The organism is Variovorax sp. GW821-FHT10D07, from assembly GCF_059415325.1.
The window spans coordinates 141,992-167,802 of sequence record NZ_JBWKMZ010000007.1 but is presented as its reverse complement, the minus strand read 5'-3'; the positions used below and the strand labels follow the sequence as shown (position 1 = coordinate 167,802).

Annotated in this window: 23 protein-coding genes; 7 read left to right on the top strand and 16 right to left on the bottom strand. The window is 69.9% G+C overall.

All coding sequences use genetic code 11. The features are described 5' to 3' along the window. Entirely contained in the window at positions 1-402 is a 402-nt protein-coding gene (locus AC07PU_RS21275; RefSeq protein ID WP_093352823.1) for a PaaI family thioesterase, read from the top strand. A gap of 7 nt (positions 403-409) precedes the next feature. On the opposite strand, the gene AC07PU_RS21270 is transcribed toward AC07PU_RS21275, so the two are convergent. From AC07PU_RS21270 to AC07PU_RS21260, 3 genes are all read right to left on the bottom strand, one after another. After that, positions 410-646: a hypothetical protein gene (locus AC07PU_RS21270; RefSeq protein WP_495320248.1), complete on the bottom strand. Its 237-nt coding sequence runs from the start codon at positions 644-646 to the stop codon at positions 410-412. Positions 647-769: 123 nt separating this feature from the next. Further along, positions 770-1,618, bottom strand: a complete 849-nt coding sequence (locus AC07PU_RS21265; protein ID WP_495320246.1) for a zinc ribbon domain-containing protein — start codon at positions 1,616-1,618, stop codon at positions 770-772. A gap of 5 nt (positions 1,619-1,623) precedes the next feature. Further along, positions 1,624-2,064: a hypothetical protein gene (locus tag AC07PU_RS21260; protein WP_093352818.1), complete on the bottom strand. Its 441-nt coding sequence runs from the start codon at positions 2,062-2,064 to the stop codon at positions 1,624-1,626. A gap of 137 nt (positions 2,065-2,201) precedes the next feature. Between AC07PU_RS21260 and AC07PU_RS21255 the strand changes: the two genes are divergently transcribed. After that, complete coding sequence (locus tag AC07PU_RS21255) at positions 2,202-5,237, top strand: CHAT domain-containing protein (RefSeq protein WP_495320243.1); 3,036 nt, start codon at positions 2,202-2,204, stop codon at positions 5,235-5,237. Here AC07PU_RS21255 and AC07PU_RS21250 read toward each other — a convergent pair. The 5 genes from AC07PU_RS21250 to AC07PU_RS21230 form a co-directional block, all read right to left on the bottom strand. Then, positions 5,225-6,043 (bottom strand): MmyB family transcriptional regulator, encoded by an 819-nt coding sequence (locus AC07PU_RS21250; protein WP_495320241.1) that lies wholly within the window; start codon positions 6,041-6,043, stop codon positions 5,225-5,227. The genes AC07PU_RS21255 and AC07PU_RS21250 overlap by 13 nt on opposite strands. After that, entirely contained in the window at positions 6,040-6,471 is a 432-nt protein-coding gene (locus AC07PU_RS21245; protein WP_296779255.1) for a PaaI family thioesterase, read from the bottom strand. The genes AC07PU_RS21250 and AC07PU_RS21245 overlap by 4 nt, the downstream gene beginning before the upstream one ends. Next, the gene (locus AC07PU_RS21240) at positions 6,468-6,848 is read right to left on the bottom strand and encodes a nuclear transport factor 2 family protein (RefSeq protein WP_495320239.1); all 381 of its coding nucleotides are present in this window, start codon (positions 6,846-6,848) and stop codon (positions 6,468-6,470) included. Before AC07PU_RS21240 ends, AC07PU_RS21245 begins: the two co-directional genes overlap by 4 nt. A 105-nt stretch (positions 6,849-6,953) precedes the next feature. Further along, complete coding sequence (locus tag AC07PU_RS21235; RefSeq protein WP_495320237.1) at positions 6,954-8,735, bottom strand: site-specific integrase; 1,782 nt, start codon at positions 8,733-8,735, stop codon at positions 6,954-6,956. Between the two features lie 175 nt (positions 8,736-8,910). Next, positions 8,911-9,882, bottom strand: coding sequence for a DMT family transporter (locus AC07PU_RS21230; RefSeq protein ID WP_495320235.1), 972 nt, complete (start codon positions 9,880-9,882; stop codon positions 8,911-8,913). A 72-nt stretch (positions 9,883-9,954) separates the two neighbouring features. Between AC07PU_RS21230 and AC07PU_RS21225 the strand changes: the two genes are divergently transcribed. After that, positions 9,955-10,443, top strand: a complete 489-nt coding sequence (locus AC07PU_RS21225) for an Lrp/AsnC family transcriptional regulator (RefSeq protein WP_495320233.1) — start codon at positions 9,955-9,957, stop codon at positions 10,441-10,443. A 209-nt stretch (positions 10,444-10,652) separates the two neighbouring features. Here the strand turns inward: AC07PU_RS21225 and AC07PU_RS21220 are convergent, their stop codons facing one another. Then, entirely contained in the window at positions 10,653-11,750 is a 1,098-nt protein-coding gene (locus tag AC07PU_RS21220; protein WP_490878746.1) for a ParB/RepB/Spo0J family partition protein, read from the bottom strand. Positions 11,751-12,225: 475 nt separating this feature from the next. Further along, on the bottom strand, positions 12,226-13,380 hold the full coding sequence (locus AC07PU_RS21215; protein ID WP_256222935.1) for an AAA family ATPase: 1,155 nt from the start codon (positions 13,378-13,380) through the stop codon (positions 12,226-12,228). Positions 13,381-14,036: 656 nt separating this feature from the next. Between AC07PU_RS21215 and AC07PU_RS21210 the strand changes: the two genes are divergently transcribed. Then, positions 14,037-15,365 (top strand): RepB family plasmid replication initiator protein, encoded by a 1,329-nt coding sequence (locus AC07PU_RS21210; RefSeq protein WP_495320230.1) that lies wholly within the window; start codon positions 14,037-14,039, stop codon positions 15,363-15,365. 19 nt (positions 15,366-15,384) lie between these two features. On the opposite strand, the gene AC07PU_RS21205 is transcribed toward AC07PU_RS21210, so the two are convergent. After that, positions 15,385-16,638: a CaiB/BaiF CoA transferase family protein gene (locus AC07PU_RS21205; RefSeq protein ID WP_495320228.1), complete on the bottom strand. Its 1,254-nt coding sequence runs from the start codon at positions 16,636-16,638 to the stop codon at positions 15,385-15,387. Positions 16,639-16,928: 290 nt separating this feature from the next. Between AC07PU_RS21205 and AC07PU_RS21200 the strand changes: the two genes are divergently transcribed. After that, entirely contained in the window at positions 16,929-17,687 is a 759-nt protein-coding gene (locus AC07PU_RS21200) for a short-chain dehydrogenase/reductase (protein WP_495320226.1), read from the top strand. Positions 17,688-17,741: 54 nt separating this feature from the next. Here the strand turns inward: AC07PU_RS21200 and AC07PU_RS21195 are convergent, their stop codons facing one another. The 4 genes from AC07PU_RS21195 to AC07PU_RS21180 form a co-directional block, all read right to left on the bottom strand. Then, positions 17,742-18,728 (bottom strand): tripartite tricarboxylate transporter substrate binding protein, encoded by a 987-nt coding sequence (locus AC07PU_RS21195; RefSeq protein ID WP_495320224.1) that lies wholly within the window; start codon positions 18,726-18,728, stop codon positions 17,742-17,744. Positions 18,729-18,835: 107 nt separating this feature from the next. Continuing rightward, positions 18,836-19,453 carry a TetR/AcrR family transcriptional regulator gene (locus AC07PU_RS21190; protein WP_490877609.1) on the bottom strand — a complete coding sequence of 206 codons (618 nt, stop codon included), beginning with the start codon at positions 19,451-19,453 and terminating at the stop codon, positions 18,836-18,838. 73 nt (positions 19,454-19,526) lie between these two features. Further along, the gene (locus AC07PU_RS21185; RefSeq protein ID WP_495320222.1) at positions 19,527-20,489 is read right to left on the bottom strand and encodes an NAD(P)-dependent oxidoreductase; all 963 of its coding nucleotides are present in this window, start codon (positions 20,487-20,489) and stop codon (positions 19,527-19,529) included. Between the two features lie 108 nt (positions 20,490-20,597). Beyond that, positions 20,598-22,295, bottom strand: a complete 1,698-nt coding sequence (locus AC07PU_RS21180; RefSeq protein ID WP_495320220.1) for a sigma-54 interaction domain-containing protein — start codon at positions 22,293-22,295, stop codon at positions 20,598-20,600. Positions 22,296-22,465: 170 nt separating this feature from the next. Here AC07PU_RS21180 and AC07PU_RS21175 point away from each other — a divergent pair, with 170 nt between their 5' ends. After that, on the top strand, positions 22,466-23,371 hold the full coding sequence (locus AC07PU_RS21175; protein ID WP_495320218.1) for a TRAP transporter substrate-binding protein: 906 nt from the start codon (positions 22,466-22,468) through the stop codon (positions 23,369-23,371). Between the two features lie 19 nt (positions 23,372-23,390). Here AC07PU_RS21175 and AC07PU_RS21170 read toward each other — a convergent pair whose 3' ends face one another. Continuing rightward, positions 23,391-24,650 carry a porin gene (locus tag AC07PU_RS21170; protein WP_495320216.1) on the bottom strand — a complete coding sequence of 420 codons (1,260 nt, stop codon included), beginning with the start codon at positions 24,648-24,650 and terminating at the stop codon, positions 23,391-23,393. 369 nt (positions 24,651-25,019) lie between these two features. On the opposite strand from AC07PU_RS21170, the gene AC07PU_RS21165 reads away from it, so the two are divergent. Then, positions 25,020-25,799, top strand: a complete 780-nt coding sequence (locus AC07PU_RS21165) for an enoyl-CoA hydratase-related protein (protein ID WP_495320214.1) — start codon at positions 25,020-25,022, stop codon at positions 25,797-25,799. The last annotated feature ends 12 nt before the right edge of the window (positions 25,800-25,811 follow it).

Here is a 25,811-nt window from a genome sequence, read left to right as displayed (position 1 = left end):
ATGCACGACATCGCCTCGCTCCAGCAACTGCTGGAACCGATCTTCCCCGGCCTGATGGGCGTGCGCCTCACCGTGCTGGAACCCGATCGCGTGGTCGCGGAGATGGAGGTGCGTGCTGACCTCTGCACCGCCGGCGGCATCCTGCACGGCGGCGCCTACATGGCCTTCGCCGACACGCTGGGCGCGGTCGGCACGATCGCGAACCTGCCCGAGGGCAAACGCACGACCACCACCGATTCCAGCACCAAGTTCATCGCGGGCGCGAAGCTGGGCACGACCGTGACCGGCACCTGCGTGGCGCTGCACCGCGGCCGCACGACGATGGTGTGGCAGACCTCGGTCACCAATGCCGACGGGCGGCTCTGCGCGCTGGTGACGCAGACGCAGCTGGTGCTCGACTGACCGAGGATCAGGCGGCTTTCTTGCCGCCCTCGGCCTTCTCGGCCTTTTCGGCTTTCTCTGGCGTCTTGTGCTCGGCCAAGCCCGGCTCGTGGAGCTTCGGGTTCTTCACGTCCTTCATCAGCTTCTCGCCCTCGGTGTCGCGGCCATCGGTGGGCACCGACTCCTCGCTGCCGACCTCGGGCTCCTCGCGCGGAAGCGGCTCGGTGTTCTCTGCGTGCTCGGCGCTGCGGGTGCTGGCTGGCATGGGGATCTCCTTGTGCGGGGTTGTGCGGATGAAACGCACAGCCTCGCCAGCGCGCACGGCGCGGCACGCCATCCTTCGGCGACAGCGCATGCAGGACATTGGCCATGATCGGCCGGTGCTTCGCTACTTCTTGAGCAAGGTCACGACGCCGGTGACCACCGACACGATCGCGGTCACGATCGGCGTGACCAGCGTGATGAAGTCGCGGATGCGCTCGGTGTACTGGCGCAGCCGCTGCGCCTTGCCCGGGGCGGGCGAACCGTCAGTGAGCGCGCTCGCGAGGCGGTGCGAGAGCCTATCGATGCCGCGGTTGCGGCGATGGAACACCAGCAGGCCGGTGAAGATGCCGGTGATGTGGCTGAAGGCAATGCTCGTCACGTAATAGAGGATCTCGCGCCATTCGCGCGCGCCCTGCGGCATCAGCGGCACGTCGTCGGTGTAGGCGATGACAGCCGCCATGCCGAGCACCGACAGCACGGCGATGGCCACGGCCATCAGCAGCTGGTAGGGCAGCCGCACCCTGAACAGCGCGACGAACAGCATGCCCAGGCCCAGCGGCAGGATCACGGAAGCCACGCGCAGGTACAGCTCGTTGAGGTCGAGCAGCACGATGGTCACGGCATGCATCGCGACCAGGCACAGCACGGGCAGCACGAGGAAAAGGAGCACCGAGCCGATGCCGGGGCGCTGGGGTTGTGCCGGAGTTGGCGGGATCGCCGCGGGCTCGGCTGCTTCCGATGTCGGCACCACCGGCGCAGCCGCGGTGCTGCGCGACGCGCTCAGCGCACTCTCGAGTTCGGAGACACGCCGCGACAGCGCCTCGAGCTCGCGCCGCAGCGGCGCGAAGAAGAACAGGTCGCGCCCGCAATGCCGGCACGCCAGTGCCTGCTCGGCGATGGGCTCGGCGCAGTAGGGACAGGCGACGGTGCGCGGCGCGTCCGGCGCGTCCGGCGAGGTTGCGGCAACGCCCATGCGGCCTACTGCGCCTTGAACTGGATCAGCTTGCTGCTGACGCGGCCCTCGGCATCGCCGACCTGCACGCGCAACTGGTGTTCGCCCGCGGGCACGCGCGCGGCGTCGATAGCGATGCCGGTGTCGCTGATGTAGGGCCGCACGCGCTCGGTGAGATCGACCACCGGTTCCTTCATGTACTGCACCTTCACCGTCTTCGGATCGATCACGACGCCGCCGCGCGGCTTGAAGCCGATCTTCAGCGCGACCGCCTCGCGGCCGGCTTCGGTGCTCGGGCTCGCGACCTCGATGCCGGGCCCGCGCGTGAGACCGGCGCGCTTGTTCTCGAGATAGGCCGAAGGCAGCTTCGCTTCGGCATCGGTGATCAGCTCGAGGCTGGAGGCGGCATGGCAGTACGCCGCGCCGCAGAGCAGGAAAACCAGGGTTGAGAACTTTCCTCTAAACATCGATTGCCTCGCCATTCGCCATTGCCGAAGACCAAAGTCTCGCGCCATCGCAGCGGGCCTCGCGCTACGAAAGCTCGTAGTCGTGGAGCGGCGCCAGCGCCCTTAGCTTCGGGGCATTCACCGCGCGAAAGATGCCATTGCCCACGCTGCTCCACCGCTTCCTTCTTTCATTGCTCCTGCTGCCGCTGACCGCCGCGGCCGCGCCGCCGTTTCCGTCGCTGGGCGCGGCCTATTCGGAAGTCGGCGGCCTCGTGCGCGAATCCGATGAGTTCGAGAAGGCCGGCCGTTTCCGCGACAGTGACGAACGGCTTCGCCGCGCGCTGCAGCAGTTGCCACTCGAACAGGCCGCCTCGCTGTCGATGGAGGCCTTTCTCGCGAAGGACCTGATCCTCGGCCGGCTCGCCGACAACAGCGATGCGCGCGCCGACGATGCCGCGCTGCTGGCCTGGCTCGAACAGCGCGCGGCTTGGCGCGATGCCTTCTGGGGCCGCGAGGCCAATGCGGCGCTGTCGGGGCGCAACGCACTCGCGCTGCAGTTGTGCAAGGTCGGCCGCTGCCGCGAAGCGCTCGCGCTGCAGGAAGAGATTTACCGCCTCACGCTGAAGTCGGCCGGCCCGGCCGCGCGCAACACGCTGGTCGCGCGTCACAACCTCGCGGGCACGCTCGGCGAATCGGGTCGCTATGGCGAGGCGCTGGCGATCGGCGTGGAGCTGGCCGCGGCCGCGCAGGCGCAATGGGGCGCCGACGATCCGACGACGCTGCGCATGCGCAATGCGATGGCGGTGAACCTCAGCGACCTCGGCCGTTTCGCCGAGGCACTGAAGCTGCACGAGCAGGTCTACGAAGCGCGCCGCCGCGTGCTGGGCGCGCAGGCACCGGACACGCTGAGTTCGCTGGCCAGCCTGTCGGCCACCTACTCGGCGCTGTACCGCCACCGCGAGGCGCTGGCCTATGCGCAGCGCGTGCACGAGCTCACCGCCGCGGCCCATGGCGACGCCGATCCGCGCAGCGCGCGGGCCGCGAGCGCGGAGGCCATCGAACTGCGCCGCATGGGCCGGCTCGGCGCCGCGCACGACAAGGCGCGCATGGCCTGGACGCAACTCGCGGCCGCGCGCGGCGCGGGGCATCCCGACACGCTCTATGCGCTCAACGTGTACGCCAGCGTGCTCGAGGCGCAGGGGCGGCACGCGGAAGCGGCGCAGCGCTCGCGCGAGGCGCTCGATATCCGCGTCGCGCTGATGGGCGAGCAGCATCCACTGACACTGGCCGCGGTCCACAGCCTGGGCCGCTCGGTGCTGTCGGCCGGCGATGCGAACGAGGCGCTCGCGCTGTTCGAGCGCGCGCACGAGGGCCGGCGCGCGCTGCTGGGCGACGCGCATCCCGAGACGCTGCTGTCGCTGATCGAGCGCATGGGCGCCGCGCTGGCGGCCGACCGGCTCGACACGGTGAAGCCGCTGATGCCGCAGTTCCAGCGCAACCTGGAGGCGCTGCGCGCGCAGCACGGCTTGAGCGTGAAGAGCCGGCGCGCGCTGTTCGAACGCTATGTGGAGGGCTACCGCCACCACGCGCTGGCCAGCGTGCGCGACGGCGAGAACGCGCGGGCCTTCGAGATCGCGGAGCTGTCGAAGGCGCGCACGCTGATCGAGAGCACGGCCCTGCAGCAGGCCAACCGCGGCCGGCTGCTGCCCGCAAAGGAGCAGGAGGCGGTCGACCGGCACGAGGCCGAGCTGGCACGCATCGACCGCAGCCTCGACGAGACCGGCGCGCAAGTCGACCGCCGCCAGACGCTGGAGGCCGAGCGCAACCGCGTGGTGCTGTCCTATGCCGACCTGCAGCGGCGGTTGCGCGCGCAGCATCCGAAGTACGCGCAGCAGTCGCAGCCGCACATCGCCTCGCTGGCCGATGCGAAGCGGCTGCTGCCGTCCGACAGCGTGTTCGTGAGCTACCTGCTCGATGGCGACCGCGTGATGGCCTTCGTGGTCGACGGCAGCGGGCTGCTGCAGGCGGCCGAGCTCGCACCGCTGCCCGGCCTGGCCGACAGCATCGATGCCTACCGGCGACTGGTGGGCGATGCGCTCGGCGAGGGACAGGCGGTGTGGCAGCTCGGGCCCGAGCGCTATCGCGTGGCACCGGCCGCGCAGTCGCCGCAGGAGGGCGCGCAACGCGTGAGCGACGCGGCGCCGATCGGGCAATGGCTGTCGAAGCGGCTCATCGCGCCGCTGCAGGCGAGCATCGGCGCGCGGCGGCGGTTGATCGTCTCGCCCGATGGCGCGCTCGCGATGCTGCCGTTCGAGACGCTGCCGGTCGACGGCGAGCTGCTCGCGCAGCGCCACAGCGTGGGCTATGTGCAGTCGCTCTCGATGATGGAACTGCTGCAGCGCCGCTCGGCCAGTTACGGCCGCCTGCCGCCGCGCAAGGCGATGCTGGCGATCGGCAATCCGGTGTACGAAGGCGAAGCACGGACGGCGCCGCCTTCGGCCAAACGCGGCGCAAGCGTCGGCGACGATGCGCTGCTGTCGGCCCGCGCCTCTGCCGAGAGCGAGGAAGGCATCGGCGCGGCGGTCGAGGAACTGCGCGAGAACAGCTGGGAGAACCTGCCCGGCACGCAGCGCGAACTCGAGAGCATCGCGCGCGTGTTCCAGCATCGCCAGGTCGACCTGATCAGCGGCGCCGACGCGACCGAGCAGAACCTGCAGCGGCTCGACCGCAGCGGCGAGCTTGCGAAGTACCGGCACCTGCTGTTCTCGGTGCATGGCTACCTGAGCCCGAGCGTGCCGGCGCTGAGCGCGCTGGTACTGGGCCAGGTCGACAACCCGCCGTCGGTGGACGGCTATGTCACGGCCGCGGAATGGCCGGGCTACACCTTGCGCAGCGACCTGGTCGTGATGTCGGCCTGCGAGACCGGCATCGGCAAGGTGGTGGCGGGCGACGGCGTGATGGGGCTGCCCTATGCGCTGTACGTGGCGGGCAACGTCAACACGGTGATGACGCTGTGGCCGGTCAGCGACGAGAGCACGGCGCGCTTCATGGAGGCCTTCTTCGCACGCATCGAGCGCAGGCTGCCGGTGGAACGCGCGCTGGCCGAGACCAAGCGTGCCTTCGCCGAGGGCGAATACGGCGAACGCCTGCGCAAGCCCGCCTACTGGGCGCCGTTCGTGCTCTACGGCACCTGAAGCGCCGGTTGCAGCGGCACGTGGCGCGCCATCGCCTCGGAGGTGGCGCGATCGCGCGGGAACCACATCTCGACGCGCAGCGAGGCCGGCGTCACGTCCTGCGGCAACGCGAACACGCTCTGCATGACCTCGAAGGACAGCGCGCCGAACTCGGTGTCGAAGACGAAGCTGAAATACGGCACGCCGACCGCGCGGCCGCGCTCGGGCATGCGGCCCGGGTAACGGCGCTCGAGCGCGCGTGCGAGCCATTCGACGCGCGAGGCGAGCGCGGGGCGGCTCCAGGTTTCGGCGCGCAGTTGCGTGAGCAGCGCGGCGGCCGTGGACTCGGGTTCGCGGGCGCGCGAGAGCAGGCCCTGCGGATGGCCGATGGCCGTGATGATGTCCAGGCCCATGCCGCCACCACCGGCCGTGCGCCAGAGCCCGGGCATCACGACCGACGACAGCCAGCGCGCACCGCGGTTCTGCTCCACCGTCTTCCAGTCGGCATCGAAGGCCAGGCCCGGATGCGGCAGGTGCGCGTCGAGCGTGCGGCGCACGGCCTCGCGCACGAGCGCGGCTTCGGCGCCCTGCGTGTCCTCGTCGGGCTGCGGCAGCGCGAAGCCGCATTGCAACAACGCTGCATTGCGCACCGACACCGGCACGCCCAGCTCGGCCATCCACGCGAGGATCAGGCCGCGGCTCGGCAGCGCGCGACCCGATTCGAGGAAGCTGATGTGGCGCTGCGAGACGTCGAGGCGCCCCGCGAGCTCTAGCTGGCTGATGCCGTGCTCGAGCCGCGTGCGGCGCAGGATCAGCGCGACGCTCACACAGCCGGCCGCTCGCCCATCGCGGAGATCGTGCCCTGGGCGACGGCCACCAGCTTCTCGCCGCCTTCGGCGTCGATCGCGAAGATCTCGCAGGCACAGACGGCCTGGCGCTTGCCGCCGTGCAGCACGCGGGCGCGCGCGAGCAGCGTGTCGCCCTGCGCGGGGCGCACATAGTTGATCTTGTACTCGGCGGTGACGACCGCATCGGACAGCGCGCTGCCACCCGCGAAGGTCAGCGCGTTGTCGGCCAGGTAGCTGAGCACGCCGCCATGGGCGAAGCCGTGCTGCTGCTTGAGCTCGGGCCGCAGGGCGAGGCGCAGCTCGGTGAGCGCGGGGCCGAAGGCCAGGATCTCGGTGCCCAGCAGCACGCTGAAGGGCTGGGCCTGCAGCACCGAGCGTGCGTAGGCCAGTTGCTTGGGCTCGCTCATGGCGCGGGCTTCTTCGGCGCCATCTGCGCGGGGTCGTAGAAGAACTGCTCCGACGCAATGCGCTCGCCCGACCAGCGCTGCCAGGCGACCTCCTCGATGCGGCTGCTGCTGCCGTCGAGCCAGTCGAACTCGAAGATCCAGCGGATCGCGACATGGTCGCCCTGCACGAAGGCCGGCCGCACGCATTGCGAACGGACCGCGGAGGCGCGGGCCAGCGTGGCGCGCTCGCGCGCGATGTTGGCGGCCAGGCCCATGCGCGGGGGCGACTGGTTCTCCTGCATGGACGAGTCCTCGGTATAGAACTCGGCGAGGGCTTCGGCGTGGAAGTTGGACTCCACGCGCGCGATGAATTTCTCGAGGGTCTCTGCTGTGGGCATGGGAAAGGCTTTCGAATCCGGGAGGGGCGCCGGGGCCGCTATGAGCCGGCCGACGTCGGCCATCATGCGACGCGGCACGAAGGCTGTCGATGACCTGCCAAGTAGTCAGGCCTGGGACGCGGGCAAGCCCTCGCGCGCGGCGCGGCGCAGGTGATGCGTGGTCAGTTGGCGAAGCTGCGCGGCCTGTGTTTCGTCGAGGCCGTGCGCGGCCTGGTGCAGGAAGCGCTTCATGGCCTTGTGCAGGCCCGAGGCCGACCAGGCACCGGGTTGCAGCGGATGCGCGACGAAGCGTGCGAGCACGGCGATGCCGTGGTTGGCATGCGCATCGACGCGCGGCTCGAAGCCATGGCGCGCGAGTTCTTCCTCGAGCTCGCGCACGTGCTCGGCCGCGAGCGGCACCTGGCGGGTCGCGCCGCGCGCGCCCTTCACCTGGAGCTGCCAGGGGTGGGTCGTACGCGTTGTCTCATCGACCGAGGGCGGCACGAGATCGCCACAGCGCAGCGCCACCACCTCGCCGAGCCGCAGGCCGGTGGCGCGGATCCATTGCAGCGCGCGACGCAGCCGGCGCGCGGCTTCGTCATCGGCACGCAGCTCGAACTGCAAGTCGAGGTGCGCCCATGGCGCCGGTGCGACGGGAACCGGCGCCTCGGCGGGCGCCGGCAGCTCATTGGGTGCAAAAGGATTGCACACAAGGTAGTTGCATCGCACCAGATGGCCGAACAGCCCGCGCAGGATGACCAGCGACTGGCGCCGCGCCGCGGGCGACAGCGCGCCCTCGAAGGGCCGCCACTGCGGCGACCAGCGCTGGTGATGGCGCGGGCCGCACCAGGCGGCGGGCGGCGCGCACAGGAAGTCGCCATAGGCCGCGGCATCGTCGGGCGTGAGCGAGGACAGCGGCTTGCCGCGTTCGAGCACAGCCCACAGCAGCAGCCGCTCGGCCTCCTTGCGGTAGGCGCGCTGCGTGGCGCTGAGCGTCGGCGGCGCCGCGGACGCGCGCGCATCACGCGGCGCGCCGCGGGCGGCCAGCCACTCGGCGATGGCTTCGGGATCGGTGCGCGCGCCGCTGCCCGGTGCCGACGAACGGAACAGGCCCAGGCTGCCGTCGAGCGCGGGTGGCAGCACCAGCTTCTCGAGCGGCCGCAATTCGGTGGCGGGCGCCACCACGGCATGCAGCACCTCAGGTGCGAGCTGCGAACGGCGGCGCAATGCATGGTGGCCGATGCGCAGGCCCAGCGCCTGCTCGTTGACCTGCAGCCACTCGATGACGCGCGCCGCCTTGTGGGCGCCGATGCCCGGCACCCGGGTCCACCAGCGCGCGCCGCTGTGGTTCACGCGCTCGACCAGTTCGCGCAGGGTGCCGAGGTGGGCGCGCTCGAGGCGCGCGGCCAGCGCGGGGTTGAGCCAGGCGGCGACCGGGTCGTCGGGCCGGGGGTCTTCGGCCGTGAGGCCCTCGAGCCACTGCAGCGCCTCGAGCTGGCGCGCCACCACGCGCGCGCGCCGCGAGCCGGCGCCGCCCTGCCCGGCCCCGCCGCCCGCGCCCGCCCCGGGGTAGGCGGCCTCGTAGGCCTCGATCTGCTCGGCGTGGGAAAAGTCTTCCAGCCCCTGCGCGTGCGCGAAGTCCTCGAGCGTCGGCAACTTGGGCGCGCTGGCGAAGCGCTCGGGGTCGAGCAGGATCAGCCGCGCCGTGCCGGGCCGGCGCTCGCGCCGGGCGGCGGCGGCGAAGGCGTCGCGCATCCAGCCGATGGTGCGCCGCACGTTGCGCATGTCGGCCGACTCGCCCTCGAGCCGCAGATAGCGGTCCCAGCTCGCGCGGGCATCGAGGCCCTGGATCAGCGCGCGCATGAAAGCGAAGTGGGCGCGCTGCAGGCGTTGGCGGTGGGCTTTCATGCGGCGGTCGGGTGCATCGAATGGGTCTTGGGGACCTCAATAATCATCCACGCGATTTTGCGATGTCAAATGCCGATGTCAAGCCCATCGACGGATTTTTCTCTTTTGTTTTCAAGCACTTGGCGTCGGTTTTGAATCTGTCCGGAAGCGGGACGGTGGCGGCGGAACCATCCATTCAGTGGCTGGCGGCCGTCGCCGGACGGTGCGCCGCCAGGCACGACACCACGCTCAGGACCACGAAGCCGAGGGCCAGCAGCTCGAGCGGCGTGGGCGCCCTGCGCTCCCAGGCCAGGCCGTAGACCAGCGCGAACAGGGTCTCGAAAAGGATCATCTGGCCCACCAGCGTGAGCGGCAGCAGCCGGCTCATCCGGTTCCACAGCGCATTGCCCGCGATCGATGCCACGAGCGCCAGGCCGGCCGAAACGGCCCCGAACCGGGCCCATGCGCCCAGTTCGTGGTGGGCGGATTCGAGCAGCAGCGCCACCGGTACCAGCAGCAGGCTCTGGGCGCCGGTGACGATGCCGGTCAGCAGGTTCCAGTCCTGCCCCGAGACGCCCTCGAGGCGCTGCAGGCAGCGGGCGTTGCGCACGGCGAAGGCGGTCCAGGACGCCAGCGCGCCGACGGCGCAGGCGAAGCCCAGCACGGAGGCGCCCAGGCCGCCGCTGGCGGGCGCGGCGAAGGCCTGCCAGCCGATGCAGACAGCGCCGGCCACGCTCAGCAGGATGGAGGGCAGCAACGCGCGCAGGGGCACGGCGCCGTGGTCGCGACTGCCGATCACGGTCACCGCCACGGGCAGGAAGCCGATCACCAGCGAGGTCATGGCGATGCCGCCGTTCTGGACCGCGCTGGACAGCAGCAGGTAATAGAGCACATTGCCCGTGAAGGCCAGCCAGGCCAGGCTGCGCCAGTGCCCGCGCGCGAGCCGCGGCGCCAGCGCGCGCCACCGCGGCACCAGCAGGAAGGCGGCGATCAGGCCGAAGAAGAGGTAGCGGCCGATGGTCAGCATCAGCGGACTGAAGTCCCGCACCAGCGCCGGCGCCAGGAACACCAGGCCCCAGAGGGCGCCGGCCCCGGCGCCGCAGGCCACGCCCAAGGCCTTGCGGCGGGCCTGGGGGTCGGTGACGCCGGAGGAGAAGAATGTCATCATGAACGCACTTTATGCTTGCCATGGTGAAGAATTGGCTGGATTTTCAGCCTCTTCACGCAATATTCGCTCAAGATGCCTACCAGACTCACCGAATCGGGATATGTCCTCGACCGCCAGGACCGCGCCATCCTGCAGATCCTGCAGCGCGACAACAAGACGCCGCAGCGCGTGATCGCGGAGGAAGTGAGCCTGTCCGCGCCGGCCGTCCAGCGCCGCATCGCCGCGCTCGAGGCCGCCGGCGTGATCCAGCGCAACGTAGCGGTGCTCGATGCCGATGCGCTGGGCGCCACCATCACCTCGATCGTCGAGGTGCAGCTGGTCGACGAGCGGGCGGCGACGGTGGACCGCGCCAAGGCCTTCTTCCGCGAGACGCCCGAAGTGCAGCAGTGCTATTACGTGACCGGGGGCGTGAGCTGCGTGCTGATCATCGTGGCGGCCAACATGCGCAGCTACGAAGGGCTGACGCGGCGTCTTTTCGCGGAGAACGAGCAGGTGAAGAGCTTCCGGTCGCTGGTGGCGCTGGACCGCGTGAAGACCGATACCGCCATCGTCATCCCCTAGATCGATGGCTGGAAGGGTCTCCGAAGCGCTGGGCGCAGGCGCTTCGGAAATCCCAAATCTACTCACATTGAGCTTTGAAGAGCGCTCGGAAGGTGTGAAGGAACCGTCGCGAGCGCCCCGAGGTCGCGTCGAGGACCGCAGCCGCACTGACATACGGCGAGGACCACAGATGCGAGATCGGGGCGCGCAGCAGCTTCATTCACACCTTCTCAGGCGCCGGTAGTCCGGAGCTTCAGCAGCGCATCGCCCACGGCTTTCTGGATCGCTTCCACGTCGCCGTCGGCCGATGCCTGGGAGGTCAGCGTGATCGTGACCTCGCCGAGCTTGGAGCGCGCGAGGGTGCCCAGGCGCGTGCCGTTGGCCTGCAGCTCGAGCCGTTCCGCGCGCTCCATGCTCGGGCGGGCATCGAGCAGCCGCGCCACCACCATCGAGGCCGAGAGGTCGTGGCCCCGGAGTTTCTCGGCCCGCTTGAGCACGGCGCGGCGGTCCTTGTCCATCGCGGCATGGATCTGCTCGGCGTGGCGGAAGCCGACCTCGAGCGGCGTACGGAAGCATTCGACGATCAGCGAGGGCAGCGCCGCGACCTGCAGCGCCTTGCGCACCCAGGTGTGGCTGACGCCGAGCGCTTCGGCCAGTTGGCGCTGCGTCGGGAACAGCTGCTCGTCGAGCGCGCGCTGGTACATCATCCCCTGCTCGTAGGACGAGAGGTCCGCGCGTTCGCGGTTCTCGCGGTCCATGGCGGCGAACAGGGCGGCGTCGCCGAGTTCTTCCTGCCAGATCGAGGCCAGTACCGGAATGCCGAGTTCCAGGCAGGCGCGGTGCCGGCGATGGCCGAACACCAGTTCGTACTGCCCTTCCTCGTCCTTGAGCGGCCGCACCAGGATCGGCTGCACGTTGCCGCCCGCATGTTCGATGTCGGCCTTGAGACCGGCGAACTCGGCGTTCGAGAACGCGGTCTCGTGGCGGTTGGCCCAGCGGCTCGGGCGGATGGTCTGGGGATCGAGCTTGCGCGTGGGCAGCGAGCCTTCGTACTGGCTGAGCTTTTCGCGCAGCGCGGCCATCTCGCCTTCGACCTGCTGGATCTGGCCACGAAAAGCCATCATCTGGCCCGGGCCGGTGCGGGGGGCGAGCGAGCTCTTGCCCACCGGTGGAAACCTGGTTTCCACGGCGGCGGGCGGCATGAAGGGCGGCACCTCGGGCGCGGCGGCTTCGGGCAGCGCGGTGGTCGGTGGAGCGGCCGGTGGCAGATCCTGCGGCAGCGAGAGGTTGGCGGTGAGCGCCTCGAGACGCTTGCGTGTGCTGGACATGGTCATGTCTCCTTGAATCTGGAACCCCGGTTTCCACGGACGGGCCGGACGAGTGCCGGTGGAATGGGCGGGTGGCTGGAAACCTGGTTTCCACAGCGCGGGTGTGCGAAGGGCTTCGACACCGGAGCGCGCATCGTGCCGACGGACCGGATCGCCGGCGCGGCAAAAGCCGAAAGCGCCGAGGTCGTCGGCGCGGTGTTCCCACGGAGGGCCCCTGGGGTCTGCATATATAGAGAGGGCGATGGGGACGGCAGCCAGGGGCCGAAGGTCCACGCATCGACAGGACGCGTATCGGAGACGGCTGCTGGAAACCTGGTTTCCACGCCACCCCGTCTTTCAAACCTGGCGCGCGGCGGCCTCGCGATCGCCCGGCCCTTCCGGCCCGGGCCGAACGCTTCCTCGGGCCGCGCTGCGAGCCTTTTCGACATGGGCGTGGAAACCAGGTTTCCACGCACCGGATCCGACGAACTACTCATCAACGCGGGCGCCCCTGCGCACCCCACGCGCCCACCACCGATTGCTCGACCAGTTCCACGAAGGCGTCGTACGCATCGACGGCGCGCTTGTAGGTCTTGGCGGCGCCTTCGTAGCGCTGCACGTCGTAGACGGTCGCGAACTCCGCCGCCTTGTTGCTGGTGACGCTGGTCTTCGGAATCTCGACCGGCAAGGTGTACTCGCCATAGGTCGCCTGGATCCACTGCCGCACCGCGGGCATGGCCGGGTCGGCCGCGTCGACGCGGCTCAGCAGCACGTGCAGGAAATCGAAGGCCTTGCCTTCGCGGTCCTTGCTCTGGCCGTCGAGGTTGCCGCCGAGGTCGGCCAGCAGCGACCAAAACTGCGCCGACGAGGCGAAGTCCAGGCCCGAGGGTGGCACGGGCACGACGATGCCGTTGGCCGCCCACAGGGCATTGATCGTCACATAGGACAGTGACGGCGGCGTGTCGATCACGATCACGTCGTAGAGATCGCGCACGCTCTCGAGGCCTTCGTTGAGCACGTCCCAGAACTTGGCGCCCGGCTCCTGCATCTGCCGCGCCGGCAGCGCGAACTCGGCCGAGAACAGGAAGGGCGCGGCGGCCACGAGGTCGATGCCGTCCCAGTAGGTCGAGCGGATCGCGTAGCGGATGTCGCGCTCGGTGCCGTCGCACAGCGGGCCGATGGTCATGTCCTCGGTTACCTCGGCTTCGGGCAGCAGGCCGTGCAGCGTGGTCAGCGAGCCCTGCGGATCGGTGTCGATCGCGAGCACGCGGTGGCCGCGCAGGCTCAGGCCCTGGGCCAGGATCATCGCGGTGGTGGTCTTGGCCACGCCGCCCTTGAAGTTGCCGACCGCGATGGTCACGGCCTTACGGCCGGCGGGACGCATCTTGTCGGCGCGGTAGGTGCGGGTCCAGCGACGCAGCTCATCGAGGCCGAAGTTGCGCTTGCCGCCCGAAGGCGTGAGCCGGCCGGCCGGCAGGTCTTCCTTGGTGATGCGGTAGGCGACGTGCGCCTTGTCGACGCCGCACAGGGCGGCGAGCTGGGCAGTGGAAAAAATGGGCGGCACCTTGCGGGCCTCGGGGGCCAGCAGCATGCTGCGGATCTGCTCGACCATCGAACCGGCCCGCGTTGCCAGGGCGGCAATCTTGGACATGTTGATGACCTGGCGGGGGGGAAGCGGAGCCTCGGTGGAAACCTGGTTTCCAGGGATCGGCGGTGCATTGACGGACATCGGGGAGACACCTTATTCGACAGAATTCTGCAATTCTACGAGAATCTGTCGAATGAACAACTTCCACCGAGTACGAGAGCATTTCCCGCCTCTCTATTGTGAGGTCGGTTGGGGAACCCGTCGCGGAGTTGTCAAAAAGCGGGCGCGATCCGGGTCCATCGGCGAGCGCCAGGCAGCCCGGAGGCCCCAAACCGGCGCTGCGGGGGCGGTCATCGCCGCAATCCGGGGCCCGCACCGCCCCGTTCCCCTTGTCCACTCACATTGGACCCCATTCCTGCTCACATTCCAGGGGTCGGTACCCCAACGGATCTCACATCAAATCCCAACGGTCCTCACATCAACTCCCATAAACACTCACAGAAAGCCTCGCAAGTCCTTGTCGTGAAAAGAGAAATCGGACCGCCAACTCTTCAATCTCCCAAGTGTTTATCTTTAAACTCACCAAGGCACCCGGGTTTGTGATTTGACGAATTCACATTAGCCAAGCATCATGTGAACCCTCCCGCTTACGCAACATGGCCGACGACGACCTTCCACGCACACTTCCGCGCCCGCCACCCCCGGCGGACGAGCAGAGCGTGGCCAAGGCCAACGAGGCCATCGCCATCCGGCCCAAGCGGGGCCGGCTCACCTTGCTGTCGCGCCGGATCTACAACGCGCTGCTCTACCACTCGCAGCGCCAGGGGGTCGACGAGCCCGTCTACCAGCTCCCGCTCAGCGAGCTGATCGGCGACGCCCGCTTCAACTCGAACAACACCGAGCTGCTCAAGGCCCACCTGCGCGACATGCAGGCCACCACCATCGAGTGGTCGACCAGCGGTCCCGCGCTGCGGCGCTGGGTGTCGACCCAGCTGCTGGGCACCGTCACCATCGAGGAGCAGGGCCGGGGCCGTCCGTGCATGGTCACCTGGCGCTATCCCGACGAGATCAAGGAGCGGCTGGTCAAGCCGCACCAGTACACGCGCGTGCTGCTCGAGATCAGCGGCCAGATGCGCAGCTACTCGGCCGCCGTGCTCTACGAGATCGGCGCGCGCTACCTGACCTCGCCGGGCCGGCTGTCGATGCGCGAGGACGTGCTGTGGTGGGCCGCCGTGCTCACCGGCCGCAGCGACATCAAGGAGGTCGACTACCGCTTCCTCAAGCGCGACGTGATCAGCAAGGCCCTGGCCGAGATCGACGCGCTGTGCGAGGACTTCAGCATCGAGCTCATCGAGCACAAGCGCGGCCGCAAAATCGAGGAGATCCAGTTCCGCGTCGTGCCCAAGGTGCAGCAGCGGCTCGGCGACATCTCCTCGGCCGACCGCAACGTGTTCGACCTCGAGCTGGTCGGCCGGCTGATCGCGCTGGGCATCAAGCAGGAAGAGGCGCAGGACCTCTACGCCATCACCGACGAAGGCCAGATCCGCGCCACGCTCGACCATGTCGAGCAGCGGCTGCGCAATGCCGCGATGCCCGAGCTCAAGTCGCCCGCGGCCTATTTCAAGGATGCGCTCAAGAAGGGCTATGCCGGCCTGAAGGCGCTGCCGCCCACGGCCGGCGCAGCCGCCGCCCCGGGTTCGCCGGCACCGGCCACGCCCGCGCAGCCCGCGGCGGCGCCGGCGCTGTCCGAAGGCGAGCGCATGCGCCGCATCCTCGAGCTGTGGGAGAACGCGCGCATGGTACAGGCGCGCGCCCTCTATGCCGAGATGCCCGAGGCCGACCAGGCGCAGGTGCGCGCGCGCTTCGAGGCCGACCGGCTCGACCTGCTCGCCGCGCCGATCGCGCGCGCCTGGCGCCGCGAGGGTCCCGCGAGCCGCATCGCCGCGAGCTCGTTCCACAAGTGGCTCGCGCAGGACACCTGGCCGCAGGAACCGAACGAGAAGGCGCTGCTGGCCTTCGCGCTCGAGCGCGGCGTGACGGGGATGTGAGGCGGCGCGGACCGCGGCGCTAGATCACGCGCCGCTCGCGCAAGCCCTCGATTGCCGCCGGGTCCACGTCCGCCCACTGCGTCAGCACCTGCACCGTGTCCGCGCCGAGCGTCGGCGGCGGCCGCGTCGATCCTTCCGACGCGCCGTCGAAGCGGATGCCGAGGCCGATCTGCGGCAACGGTCCGCGATCGCTGTCCACCGCATAGAGAAAGCCGCGCTCGCGTAGCGCGGTATCGGCCGCGACTTCGTCCACGCCATGGATCGGCCCCGCGGGCACGCGTTCGCGCGCGAAGGCCGCGAGCCAGTGCGCGCGCGGCGCGGTGCGCAGCAGGGCCGCGATCTTCTCGACCAGCGGCGCGCGCGCGCCGCGCCGCAGCGCGTTGGTTGCGAAGGCCGGCTCGTGCGCGACCTCGGGCTGTCCCACCGCCTGCCAGAAGCGCGTCCACACCGCGTCGTTGCCGAGCGCCAGCGTGATCGGCTGGTCGGCCGTCTCGAACACCTGGTAGATCGCGATCACGCTGTCGCGCCCGCCCGAGCGGCGCGGCAGCTCGCCGCCGCCAAGGTAGGGCAGGATGCGCGGCGACATGAAGCGCGTCATGCTCTCCACCATCGAGATGTCGATCGCGCAGCCTTCGCCGTTGCGGTGGCGCCGCTGCAGGGCCGCCAGCGTGGCGAGCGCCGCGTCCTGTCCCGCCAGCAGGTCCGCGGCCGGCGTGCCCACCTTCTGCGGCGGCGCATCGGGCTCGCCGGTCAGTGCCATCACGCCCGAGTACCCTTCCGCGACCAGGTCGTAGCAGGGCAGGTCGGCGCGCTCGCCCTCGCCGCCGAAGCCGGTCAGCGAGACGTGGATCAGCCCGGGCCTGAGCGCGCCGAGCGTCCGCGCATCGAGCCGCAGCTTGCGCTGCACGCGCGGCACCAGGTTCACGATCACGACATCGGCCTGCGCCACGAGCCGGCGCAGGATCGCGTGGCCCTCGGGCTGCGCATGGTCGAGCGTGATGCTGTGCTTGTTGCGGTTGACGCTCAGGTACCAGAGCGACTCGCCCTGCAGGAACGGCGGGCCCCAGGCGCGCACGTCGTCGCCCTTGCCCGGCGGCTCCACCTTCACCACGGTCGCGCCCATGTCGGCGAGCAGCTGCGCCGCATAGGGACCGGCGATCGACGAGGTCAGGTCGAGGACGCGGATCCCCTCGAGCAGGTCGAGGGGGGCGGAGCGCTTGCGCGGCAGCGTGTCGAGCGGAATCTCCGCCGGGTTCGGTGTGGGGGATGACATGCGGGCCTTTCCGCAACGCCCATGCCAATCGCGCGCCGCCCGTGCCTTCGCTGCGAAGCGCATGCCAAAGTTCCCGCCGCGGCCCGCGCGCCGCTGTTCGCCGCGCGGACACTGCGCGCGCGCCGGTCGAAGGCTGACCGCCGCGACGACATCGGCGCGCCCGCATCGCGCCGAAGCACGCCCTTCCTCGCATGGCATGCGCGTTGCGGTAGCGAAGCCAGCCGCCGGCCCTTCGCCGCAACGCGGGGCGGCCGGCATCCCATCCCCATCGAAGCATTGGAGTCAACAAAGTGGATCTGCAACTGTCCGGCCGAACGGCGCTCGTCACCGGCGGGTCGAAAGGCATCGGCTTCGCCTGCGCGAAGGCATTGGCCGCCGAGGGCTGCCATGTGCGGCTGGTCGCGCGCGACAAGGCCGCGCTCGTCGAAGCGCGGGACGTGCTGCGCGCCGCGCATGACGTGTCGGTCGAGATCTTCGAGGCCGATCTCTCGCGCCTGTCCGACAGCCTCCTGGTCGACGCCTTCCCCGAGGTCGACATCGTCGTCAACTCCGCGGGCGCGATCCCGCGTGGCGGCCTGCTCGACGTCGACCCCGGCGCGCTGCGCGAAGGCTTCGAAGGCAAGCTCATGGGAACGATCGCGCTGTGCCGCGCCTTCTACCGCCGCATGCGCGAGCGCCGGCGCGGCGTGATCCTCAACATCATCGGCATCAGCGGGCTGCGCCCGAATCCGAAATCGATCGGCACCTCGTCCGCGAACGCGGCGCTGATCGCGCTGACCCAGGCGCTGGGCGCGGAGAGCGTCGATCACGGCGTGCGCGTGCTCGGCGTGAACCCGGGTCTGGTGCGCACCGGCCGCACCGCCTCGTTGCTCAATCCCACGCAGGCCGCCGACAAGGCCTACGACGCATTGCTGGCCTCGCTGCCCTTCGGCCGCATGGCCGAGCCCGCGGAAGTGGCCGACCTCGTGAGTTTCCTGGTGTCGGAGCGTGCGTCCTACCTCAGCGGGGAGGTGATCTCGATCGACGGCGGCTCGCGCTTCCGCTTCTAGTCCCCACATCGCCCCGTCGGCACGCGCGGCATTCGGCGTGTCGACGGGGCCGGCTCATTCGAGCTTCACGCCCACCTTGCGCACCACCTCGCCCCAGCGCGCGGTCTCGCCCGTCACGAAGTCCGCAAACCCGGCCGTGTCCATCGCGGGCGACTCGGCCCCGATCTCCGCGAGCCGCTTCACCATCGCCGGGCTCGCCATGATCCGTCGCACCTCGGTGTTGATCCGCTCGACCACGGCTCGCGGCGTGCGCGCCGGCGCGAAGAGGCCGTACCACTCGTTGAGGTCGAAGCCCGGATAGCCCGACTCGGCGAGCGTGGGCAACTGCGAGAACGCCGCCGGCCTGCGCGCTCCGGTGGTCGCCAGCGCCCGCAGCCGCCCCGCGTTCACGAAGGGCATCGCGCTCACCGGGCTGTTGATCAGCACCTGGATGTTGCCCGCGGCCGCATCCGACAGCGCGGCCGACCCGCCCTTGTAGGGCACGCTGACGATGTCCACGCCCGCGACCTGCTTGAGCAGCTCCATCGACAGGTGGCCGGACGAGAGCTGGCCAGCCTGGCCGTAGGCCAGCGCGCCGGGCTTCGCCTTCGCAAGCGCGATCAGCTCCTGCACGTTGCGCGCCGGTACGCCCGGATGCACGGTGAGCAGGCCCGGCATCAGCGCCACCATTGCGACCGGCGCGAAGTCCTTGAGCGAGTCGTAGGGCAGTGCCTTGTTCACATGCGGATTGATCGCGTGGGTGCTGATCAGCAGTCCCAGCGTATGGCCATCGGGCGTGGCCCGCGCCAGTGCGTCGGTGCCGATGATGTTGTTGCCGCCGGGCTTGTTGTCGATGATGACGGGCTGCCCGAGCGCTTCGGCCAGTTGCTGGCCGACCGCGCGCGCGAGCACATCGGCCGAGCCGCCCGGCGCCAGCGGCACGATGATGCGGATGGGCTTCGACGGGTAGGCCTGTTGCTGTGTCTGTGCATGCGCGCCGCCGGCCGCGAGCAGCAATGCCGCGCCTGCCGCGGCCAGAAGAATTCGTCGCTTGTCTCTCATGGTGTTGTGCTCCGCAAAAATCGGAAAGGCGTGGACCGATCGCCACGCCTGCGAACCGCAAGCAACATGCCGAGACCGATTCGATACGAGACGTATCGAAAAAAAGCTCAGCGTTTGGGTGCGCGCGACGGCGGCCGCACCGAGATCCCGTCGAGCACGATCTGCAGCAACGTGTCGATGAAGGCGACGTCGAGCGCCGCGTGGCCGATGATCAGGCGGTGGAACAGCGGACCGTAGATCGCATCGATGACGCGTTCCAGGTCGAGGTCGTCACGGAACACGCCGTGCTCGACGCCGCGCATCAGCGCCGCCTTCGCCACGCCGCGGCGCGGGTTGAGGTAGCCGTCCGACAGCAGCTGCATCGTGCCTTCGTCGGCCAGGCCCGAGCCGATGATGGTGCGCAGCGTCTGGCCCTTCTGTCCGCGGTACACGCGGGCGAGCCGATGCACCTGCACCTCGATGTCGCGGCGCGGATCGTCGGTCACCGGAAAGGCGATGCTCGGCGCCACGGCCGTCAGGTAAGCCTCGACCGCGAGCGCGCCCTTGTGGGGCCACCAGCGGTAGATCGTTGCCTTGCCCACGCCCGCGCGGCTCGCCACGCCCTCGATCGACAGCTTGCTGTAGCCGAGTTCGTCGAGCAGTTCGTGCGTGGCGGCGAGGATCGCTTCGTGCGCGGCGGTGTCGCGCTGGCGGCCCGGCGAGCGGGGAGTGGCGGAGGTGGTCATGGCGTGGAGGAGGGAAGCGAAGGCATCGTAGCGTCATCCCCGCGCGCCGCCGTGCGGCACCCAGCCCCGCGTGTCAGGAGGGCAGGGGCAGGGCGGTGGCGTGCAGGTCGGCCGCGCGTTCGAGTTGGCGGATCACGGTGGTCATGTCGGCATCGGGTCCTTCGATGCTGGCCGCGCGCCGGTAGCTCTCGATCACCGCACGCGCCACCTCGACCGGCACGCCCGCCGCATCGGCATCGCGCAGGAACTGCGCGCCGTCCTTCAGCACGATGCGCAGCGCGGCGCCCCAGTCGAAGCTGCGCGTGAGCACGGCCGCGGGAATCTTCGTGAGCGTCGCGCTGTTCTGGCCGCTGCCGCGGTTGAACACCTGCACAATCATCGTGGGGTCGAGCCCGGCCCGGGCGCCGACCACCAGCGCTTCGCAGGCCACCGCGAGATTGGCGGCCGAGACGATGTTGTTGATCAGCTTCATCTGCTGCGCCGCGCCGGGCCGTTGCGATACCACGATCAGGTGAGCCGAGTAGCTTTCGATCATGAGCCGGCAGGTGTCGAGGGCCTCGGTGCTTGCCGACACGATGGAGGTCAATTGGCCCTCGACCGCGTTCGCGGGACCGCCGGTGACCGGGGCGTCGATGGTCATACACCGCGTTAGCGTATTTTCGAACTCCTCGACCAGTGCCGAGCCGGTGGTGCCGAGGTGCACGTAGTGTGTCATGCGCCGGCCCTCGCGCAGTCCGTCTACGCCGAGCACCACGGCCCGATAAGTCTCGAGGCTCGGCAGGCAGCAGAACACCACCTCGCAGCGCTGCGCCACCTCGCGCGGCGATGCCGCCGACTGCGCGCCGAGGGCCGTCATTGCCTCGGGGCTGGTGTCGTGCACCACCAGCGCATGGCCGCGCGCCATGAGCCGCTGCGCCATCGGAAAACCCATCGCACCGATACCGATGAAACCCACCGGCGCCGCGCCGCTTGCCTGTATCGCCAATTGCCTTCTCCAGATGCCTGTGGCGCTCGAAGGGTGCAAGCGTTGTGCCATCGCGAAGCAGGGGCCGGTACGCCACGGTTCGTGCCCGTGGTGTGCACGGCGCGGGCAGACTGTCGTTCGCCGCGGCACGCGCGCAGACAGCGGCGGACAGCGCGCGCCTCACAGCGGCCCCATCTCTGCGAGCCGCTTGTAGAGGTAAGAGCGGGAGATGCCGAGCTCGGAGGCCACGCGCAGCTTGTTGCCCTTGAAGCGCGCCATGCCATCGCGGATCAGCGACATCTCGAGGCTGCTGACCGCTTCGCGCACCGGGCCCGTCGAGATCGTCGACGCGACCGAAGGCAGCGGCCGTTCGCCCGGCTCGCCCGGCCCGCGCGGCGCGAGCAGAGAGGCTATCGCCGAGCCTCCGTGCTCGCCCTCGCCGAGCAGGCCGAGGTCGCCGGGGCCGATCTCCTCGCCTTCGGCGAAGATCACGCCGCGTTCGAGCGTGTGGATCAGCTGCCGCACGTTGCCGGGCCACGGCTGGCGCACCAGCAGCTCCATCGCGGCGGCGCTCACGCGCTTCTTCGCGGTGCCGTGGCGCTGCGCGAAGTTCTCGAGCGCGTGCTCGACCAGCAGCGGAATGTCGTCGCGGCGCTCACGCAGCGACGGCACGTGCAGCGTCACGCCGCTGATGCGGTAGAACAGGTCGAGGCGGAACGACTTCTCGGCAATCATGCGCTGGAAGTCCACGTTGCTCGCTGATATCAGGCGGAAGTTCGAGCTGCGGCTGCGCTCGCTGCCGACGCGCTCGAAGGCACCGTCCTGCAGCACGCGCAGCAGCTTGACCTGGATCTCCAGCGGCATGTCGCCGATCTCGTCGAAGAACAGCGTGCCCTCGTTGGCCTGCTCGAACTTGCCCTTGCGTCCCTTGCGTTCGGCGCCGGTGAAGGCACCGGCCTCGTAGCCGAACAGCTCGCTCTCGACCAGCGTCGCGGGCAGGGCCGCGGCGTTGACCAGCACCAGCGGGTTGTCGCGCCGCATGCTCAGCAGGTGCAGCGCATGCGCGACCAGTTCCTTGCCGGTGCCGCTCTCGCCGACCAGCAGCACGGGCACGTCGAGCGGCGCCACCTTCACGATGTCGTCCTTGAGCTTGCGGATCACCGCGCTGTTGCCCACGATCTGCTCGAGGCCGAGCGAATTGGTGCGCCGGTTGGTGAGCTCGCGCCGGTAGAAAGCGACCTCCGTGCGCAGCTGGCTCAGCTCCGCGTTCATCGACTGCAGGTGCTCGGGGCCGCGGAACATCACCTGGCCCACCGCGCCCACCAGCTCGCCGCCGCGCGCGCGGATCGGCACGCGCGAGACGATGCGCGTGGCGCCGCGCATCTCCTGCGTCTGGCCGATCTCGGCCTTGCCGGTGCGCACCACGGTGTCGAGCCGCGTGTTCTCGATCACCTTGGTCACGTGCTTGCCGATCCAGTCGGCGCGTTCCATGCCGAAGAACTTCTCGTGCACCGGGCTCAGGTAGCGCACCACGCCCGCGCTGTCGACCACGGTCATGGCCTCGTAGGGGCTGGTCAGCAGGTGGCGCAGGATGTCGCCCGCGAAGGGCACGGCGTTCACGAAATTGAGCAGCTCGTCGTTGCAGCCGTCGCTCAGGGCGAAGAAGGCGCAGGCCTGGTCGGCCTGTGTCGCCAGCACGCACAGCGACATGTCGCCGCTGCGCACGCTCCACAGCGCGCCCAGTGCGTCCTCGGCGCGGCGCCAGCGCTGGATCACCGCGGTGGCCACGGCCGCGCGCGACATCACGCCCGAGGAGAAGACGATCGTTCCGCCTTCGTCGACGACGAGGACACCCATCATCCCGTGCTGTTCGGTCATCGTTTCGTCCTGTCAAGTGGCACTGTCGCGCCGTTCGTCCCTGGTCGATCCCGGTTCTTCTATTGCATTTCGATCCGTATCGTATCGATAATATCCACCACTGTCGCTGGCGAATGCACCCGATGCGGGTAAACACGAAGGGGCTGGCGACGCCACCGAGGCAACGGGACATGCACAGCGAAATCGAACTCAAGGCGGTGACCGACTTCCCGCTCGCGCATCCGCGCGCGCCGTACTTCGAGGCCTTCGCGCGCCGCTTCGCGCAGCTCGGCGGAGGCCATGCGCGCATCCGCCTCGAGTCCGACCCGCGCCATGCCGAGGCCGCGGGCCTGCAGCGCGTGCGCGAGGGCGAGGCCGACCTGGCCTGGGTCAGCGTGGCCTACATGGAGCAGCTCGCGCCCGCGCTCGGCGCGGCCACGCTGCCCTTCGTTCTCACCGACAGCGCGATGGCGCGGCCCGGTGCGCTCGCGCGCGCGATGGCGGTGTTCAACCGCGTGCTGGCACCGCTGGGCCTCGCGCTGCATGCGGTGATGCGCGGCGCCGAACAGCTGATGGTGTTCCGCACGCCGCCCGATGCGCGCGGCGCGCGCGAGACCGACCTGCAGTCGCTGCGGCTGCGCGTCACCGGGCCCGGCCATCTCGGCGAGTTGGTGCAGGCGCTGAATGGCAAACCGGTGCCGATGCCGATCCACCGCGTCGGCGCGGCGCTGCGTTCCGGCGAGATCGATGGTCTGATGTCATCGCCCGGCGTCTGGCTCACCGTCGCGGCGCAGCAGGCACCGGTGGCCTGGCGCGTCGAGGAGATGAGCCTGCTGACCTACTGGCTGGTCGGCCGGGCCGAGATGCCGGGCCCGGCCGAAGTCCGCGCGTGGGTTCAAGGCGCCGCCGACGAGGCGGTGAACGCGCAATGGAACGCGCTGCGACAGGACGACGAACGCGTACTCGCCGACCTGGCCGCGCGCGGCCTCGTGCTGCGCACGATCGCCGACACGGCGGCCTGGCGCGAGCGGCTGGCGCCGATGGCGCGGCGCTTCGAGCGCGCGCACCCGGGCGTGATCGCCAGCCTGCTCGAGTGACGTTGAACGTGGCGCGTCGTCAGAACGCGTGCCGGATGCCGAAGTCGTAGCCGCGCGAGGAACGCGGCTGGTAGTTCGCGTTGTTGATGAAGGCCGGTCCGTTCACGACCAGGGCCGCGCTATTGCGGTTGTTGACCTGCGCGACGGTCGCATAGAGCGCCGTGCGCTTCGACAGGTTGTGCACATAGCCCAGCGCGATCTTATGGGCGCGCGGTTGCGGCTGCGCGAGACCCGGGGCCGTGCCGAGGTCGTACTTCACCGCCGAATAGGCCGCGCGGATCAGTCCGGGCCCGACCGGCGCGGTCAGGCCGAGCGAGTAGCCCTGGACCTCGACGTCGGGGCGCCGCGCCGCGAGCGGCGTGAAGTCTTCATGCGAGCGTACCGACGTGGAGCGCGAGTATTCGGCGAAGAGCTTCACCGGCCCGAACTCGTACGACGCACCCGCATTGAGGTTGCGCACCCGGTCCGTGGTGCCCGCGTAGTAGCTGTCGCCCGTGACGAAGGAGGCGGCCGAGATCGCCACATCGAGCGGCCCCGAGGCATAGCCGAGCCGTCCGGCCACATAGCTGCCCGCGCGCACCGAGGTCACCGCGCCCGGATTGACCGCGCCGTTGGCAGCGAGGCCCGGCGGCGTGGTGCCGTCCGGCGAGAACTTGTCGCGCTCGTGGAAGGCGTACTGGAACTGGCCGTAGACGCCGCCCAGCGTCGGCGGCAGGAAGTACGAGATCGAGTTGCCGATGCGCGTGTAGTTCGCGTTGGTGCCGAAGCCACCCGCGGCGCCCGAGGGCTCGAAGATGTTCGCGGTGTAGATCAGGGTCGTGCCCACGCCGTTGACGCCGAAGGGGTCGAAGGCCGAGTCGTTCCAGAAGGTGGTGGTGTAGTCGCGGCCGATGCGCACCTCGCCGAAGGCACCCGACAGGCTCACGGTCGCGCGCCGCGCGAAGGAGGCGATGCCCTGCTGCCCGTCGTCGTTGGTCACCGGCGCCTCGAGCCAGAAGCCCGCGGCCAGACCGCCACCCAGGTCCTCGGTGCCGCGAAAGCCGATGCGGCTGCCGTTGTAGCCCGAGTTGCGCAGCTCGGTGCGACTCACGCCGACACGATCGGGCCTCAGCGCGAGCGCGGCCAGCGTCGGCGAGCGCGCATCGGAGCGGCTGCTGTAGCCGCTGAGCGTGGCGTCGATCACGCCGAAGACGGTGACGCTGGACTGCGCGAACGCGCCGCCGCAAGGCGCGGCCAGCGCGGCGAGGAAGGGAAGGTGGGCGCGAAGGGTTCTTTTCATGTCTCGGATTTCCTGGTTGATGGTGCGGAGCTGAAGGCCGTTGCGACGAGGCGCGAGGCCATCGAGGCCTGTCGGGGGCAAGCTCCATGCCACGCGGGCTTCGCCGCATCGACGCCAGTGACGGCACCACGCGCCGTGGCGCGCGCACTGTCGGTGGCGAAGACAGGCGAGCGGCGATCTGTCCGGCCTGAATGCAGTGGCGCGCAACGAAGCGCACGCGTCGCGGGTGATTCGAGACCCTGCGTATCGGTGAAAGCCGCCGTCCTCTCCAGGGAGAGCGCCCGCCCTCCGGCCTCTCGCGACGCGCATGCATTGCTCGTGGCACGGCGATTGCGGAGACAGCGCACGCAACCCATCGGAGACAGATCAATGGCCTTTGAAGAAATCACCTACGCGGAGGACGGCCCCGTCGGCACGCTCACGCTCAATCGCCCGCACGACGGGAACATGTTCACCGAGCGCATGTGCCACGAGATCCGCGACTGCATCAACCAGGTCCGGCGCGAGACGCGCACCCGCGTGCTGGTGATCACCGGTGCGGGCGACCGCTTCTTCTGCCTTGGCGGCCGCAAGGACGGCATGGAGGACACGCTGCTCTATGCCGGCGTGCTGCCCACGCTCGAGATGTACGAGAGCATCGACCGCCTGCAGAAGCCCGTGATCGCCTCGGTCAACGGCCTGGCCGTGGGCGGCGGCAACGTGCTGCAGATGGTGTGCGACGTCACCATCGCCAAGGCCAGCGCGGTGTTTCGCCAGGTCGGCCCGATGGTCGGCAGCTTCGATGCGGGCTATGGCACCTGGTACCTCGAGGACTTGGTCGGGAAGAAGCGCGCCAAGGAGATCTGGTACAGCAATCCGAAGATCCCGGCCGCCGAGGCGCAGGCCATGGGCCTGATCAACCGCGTGGTGCCCGACGACACGCTGCAGCAGGCCACGCGCGAGTTCGCGCTCGAGATCGCCGAGCGCGGTGCCTTCGCGCTGGCCTCGATCAAGGCGGCGTTCAACGCGCGGCACGGCGGCGTCGGCGGCCTCTCGCGCATGGCGCACGACCTGCTGCTGCGCGGCTACCTCAACACCGACGAGCATGCCGAGCTGGCCGACGCCTTCGCCGCGCGGCGCAAGCCCGATGGCTCCAAGTTCGGCCACTGACCCGCGCGTGGA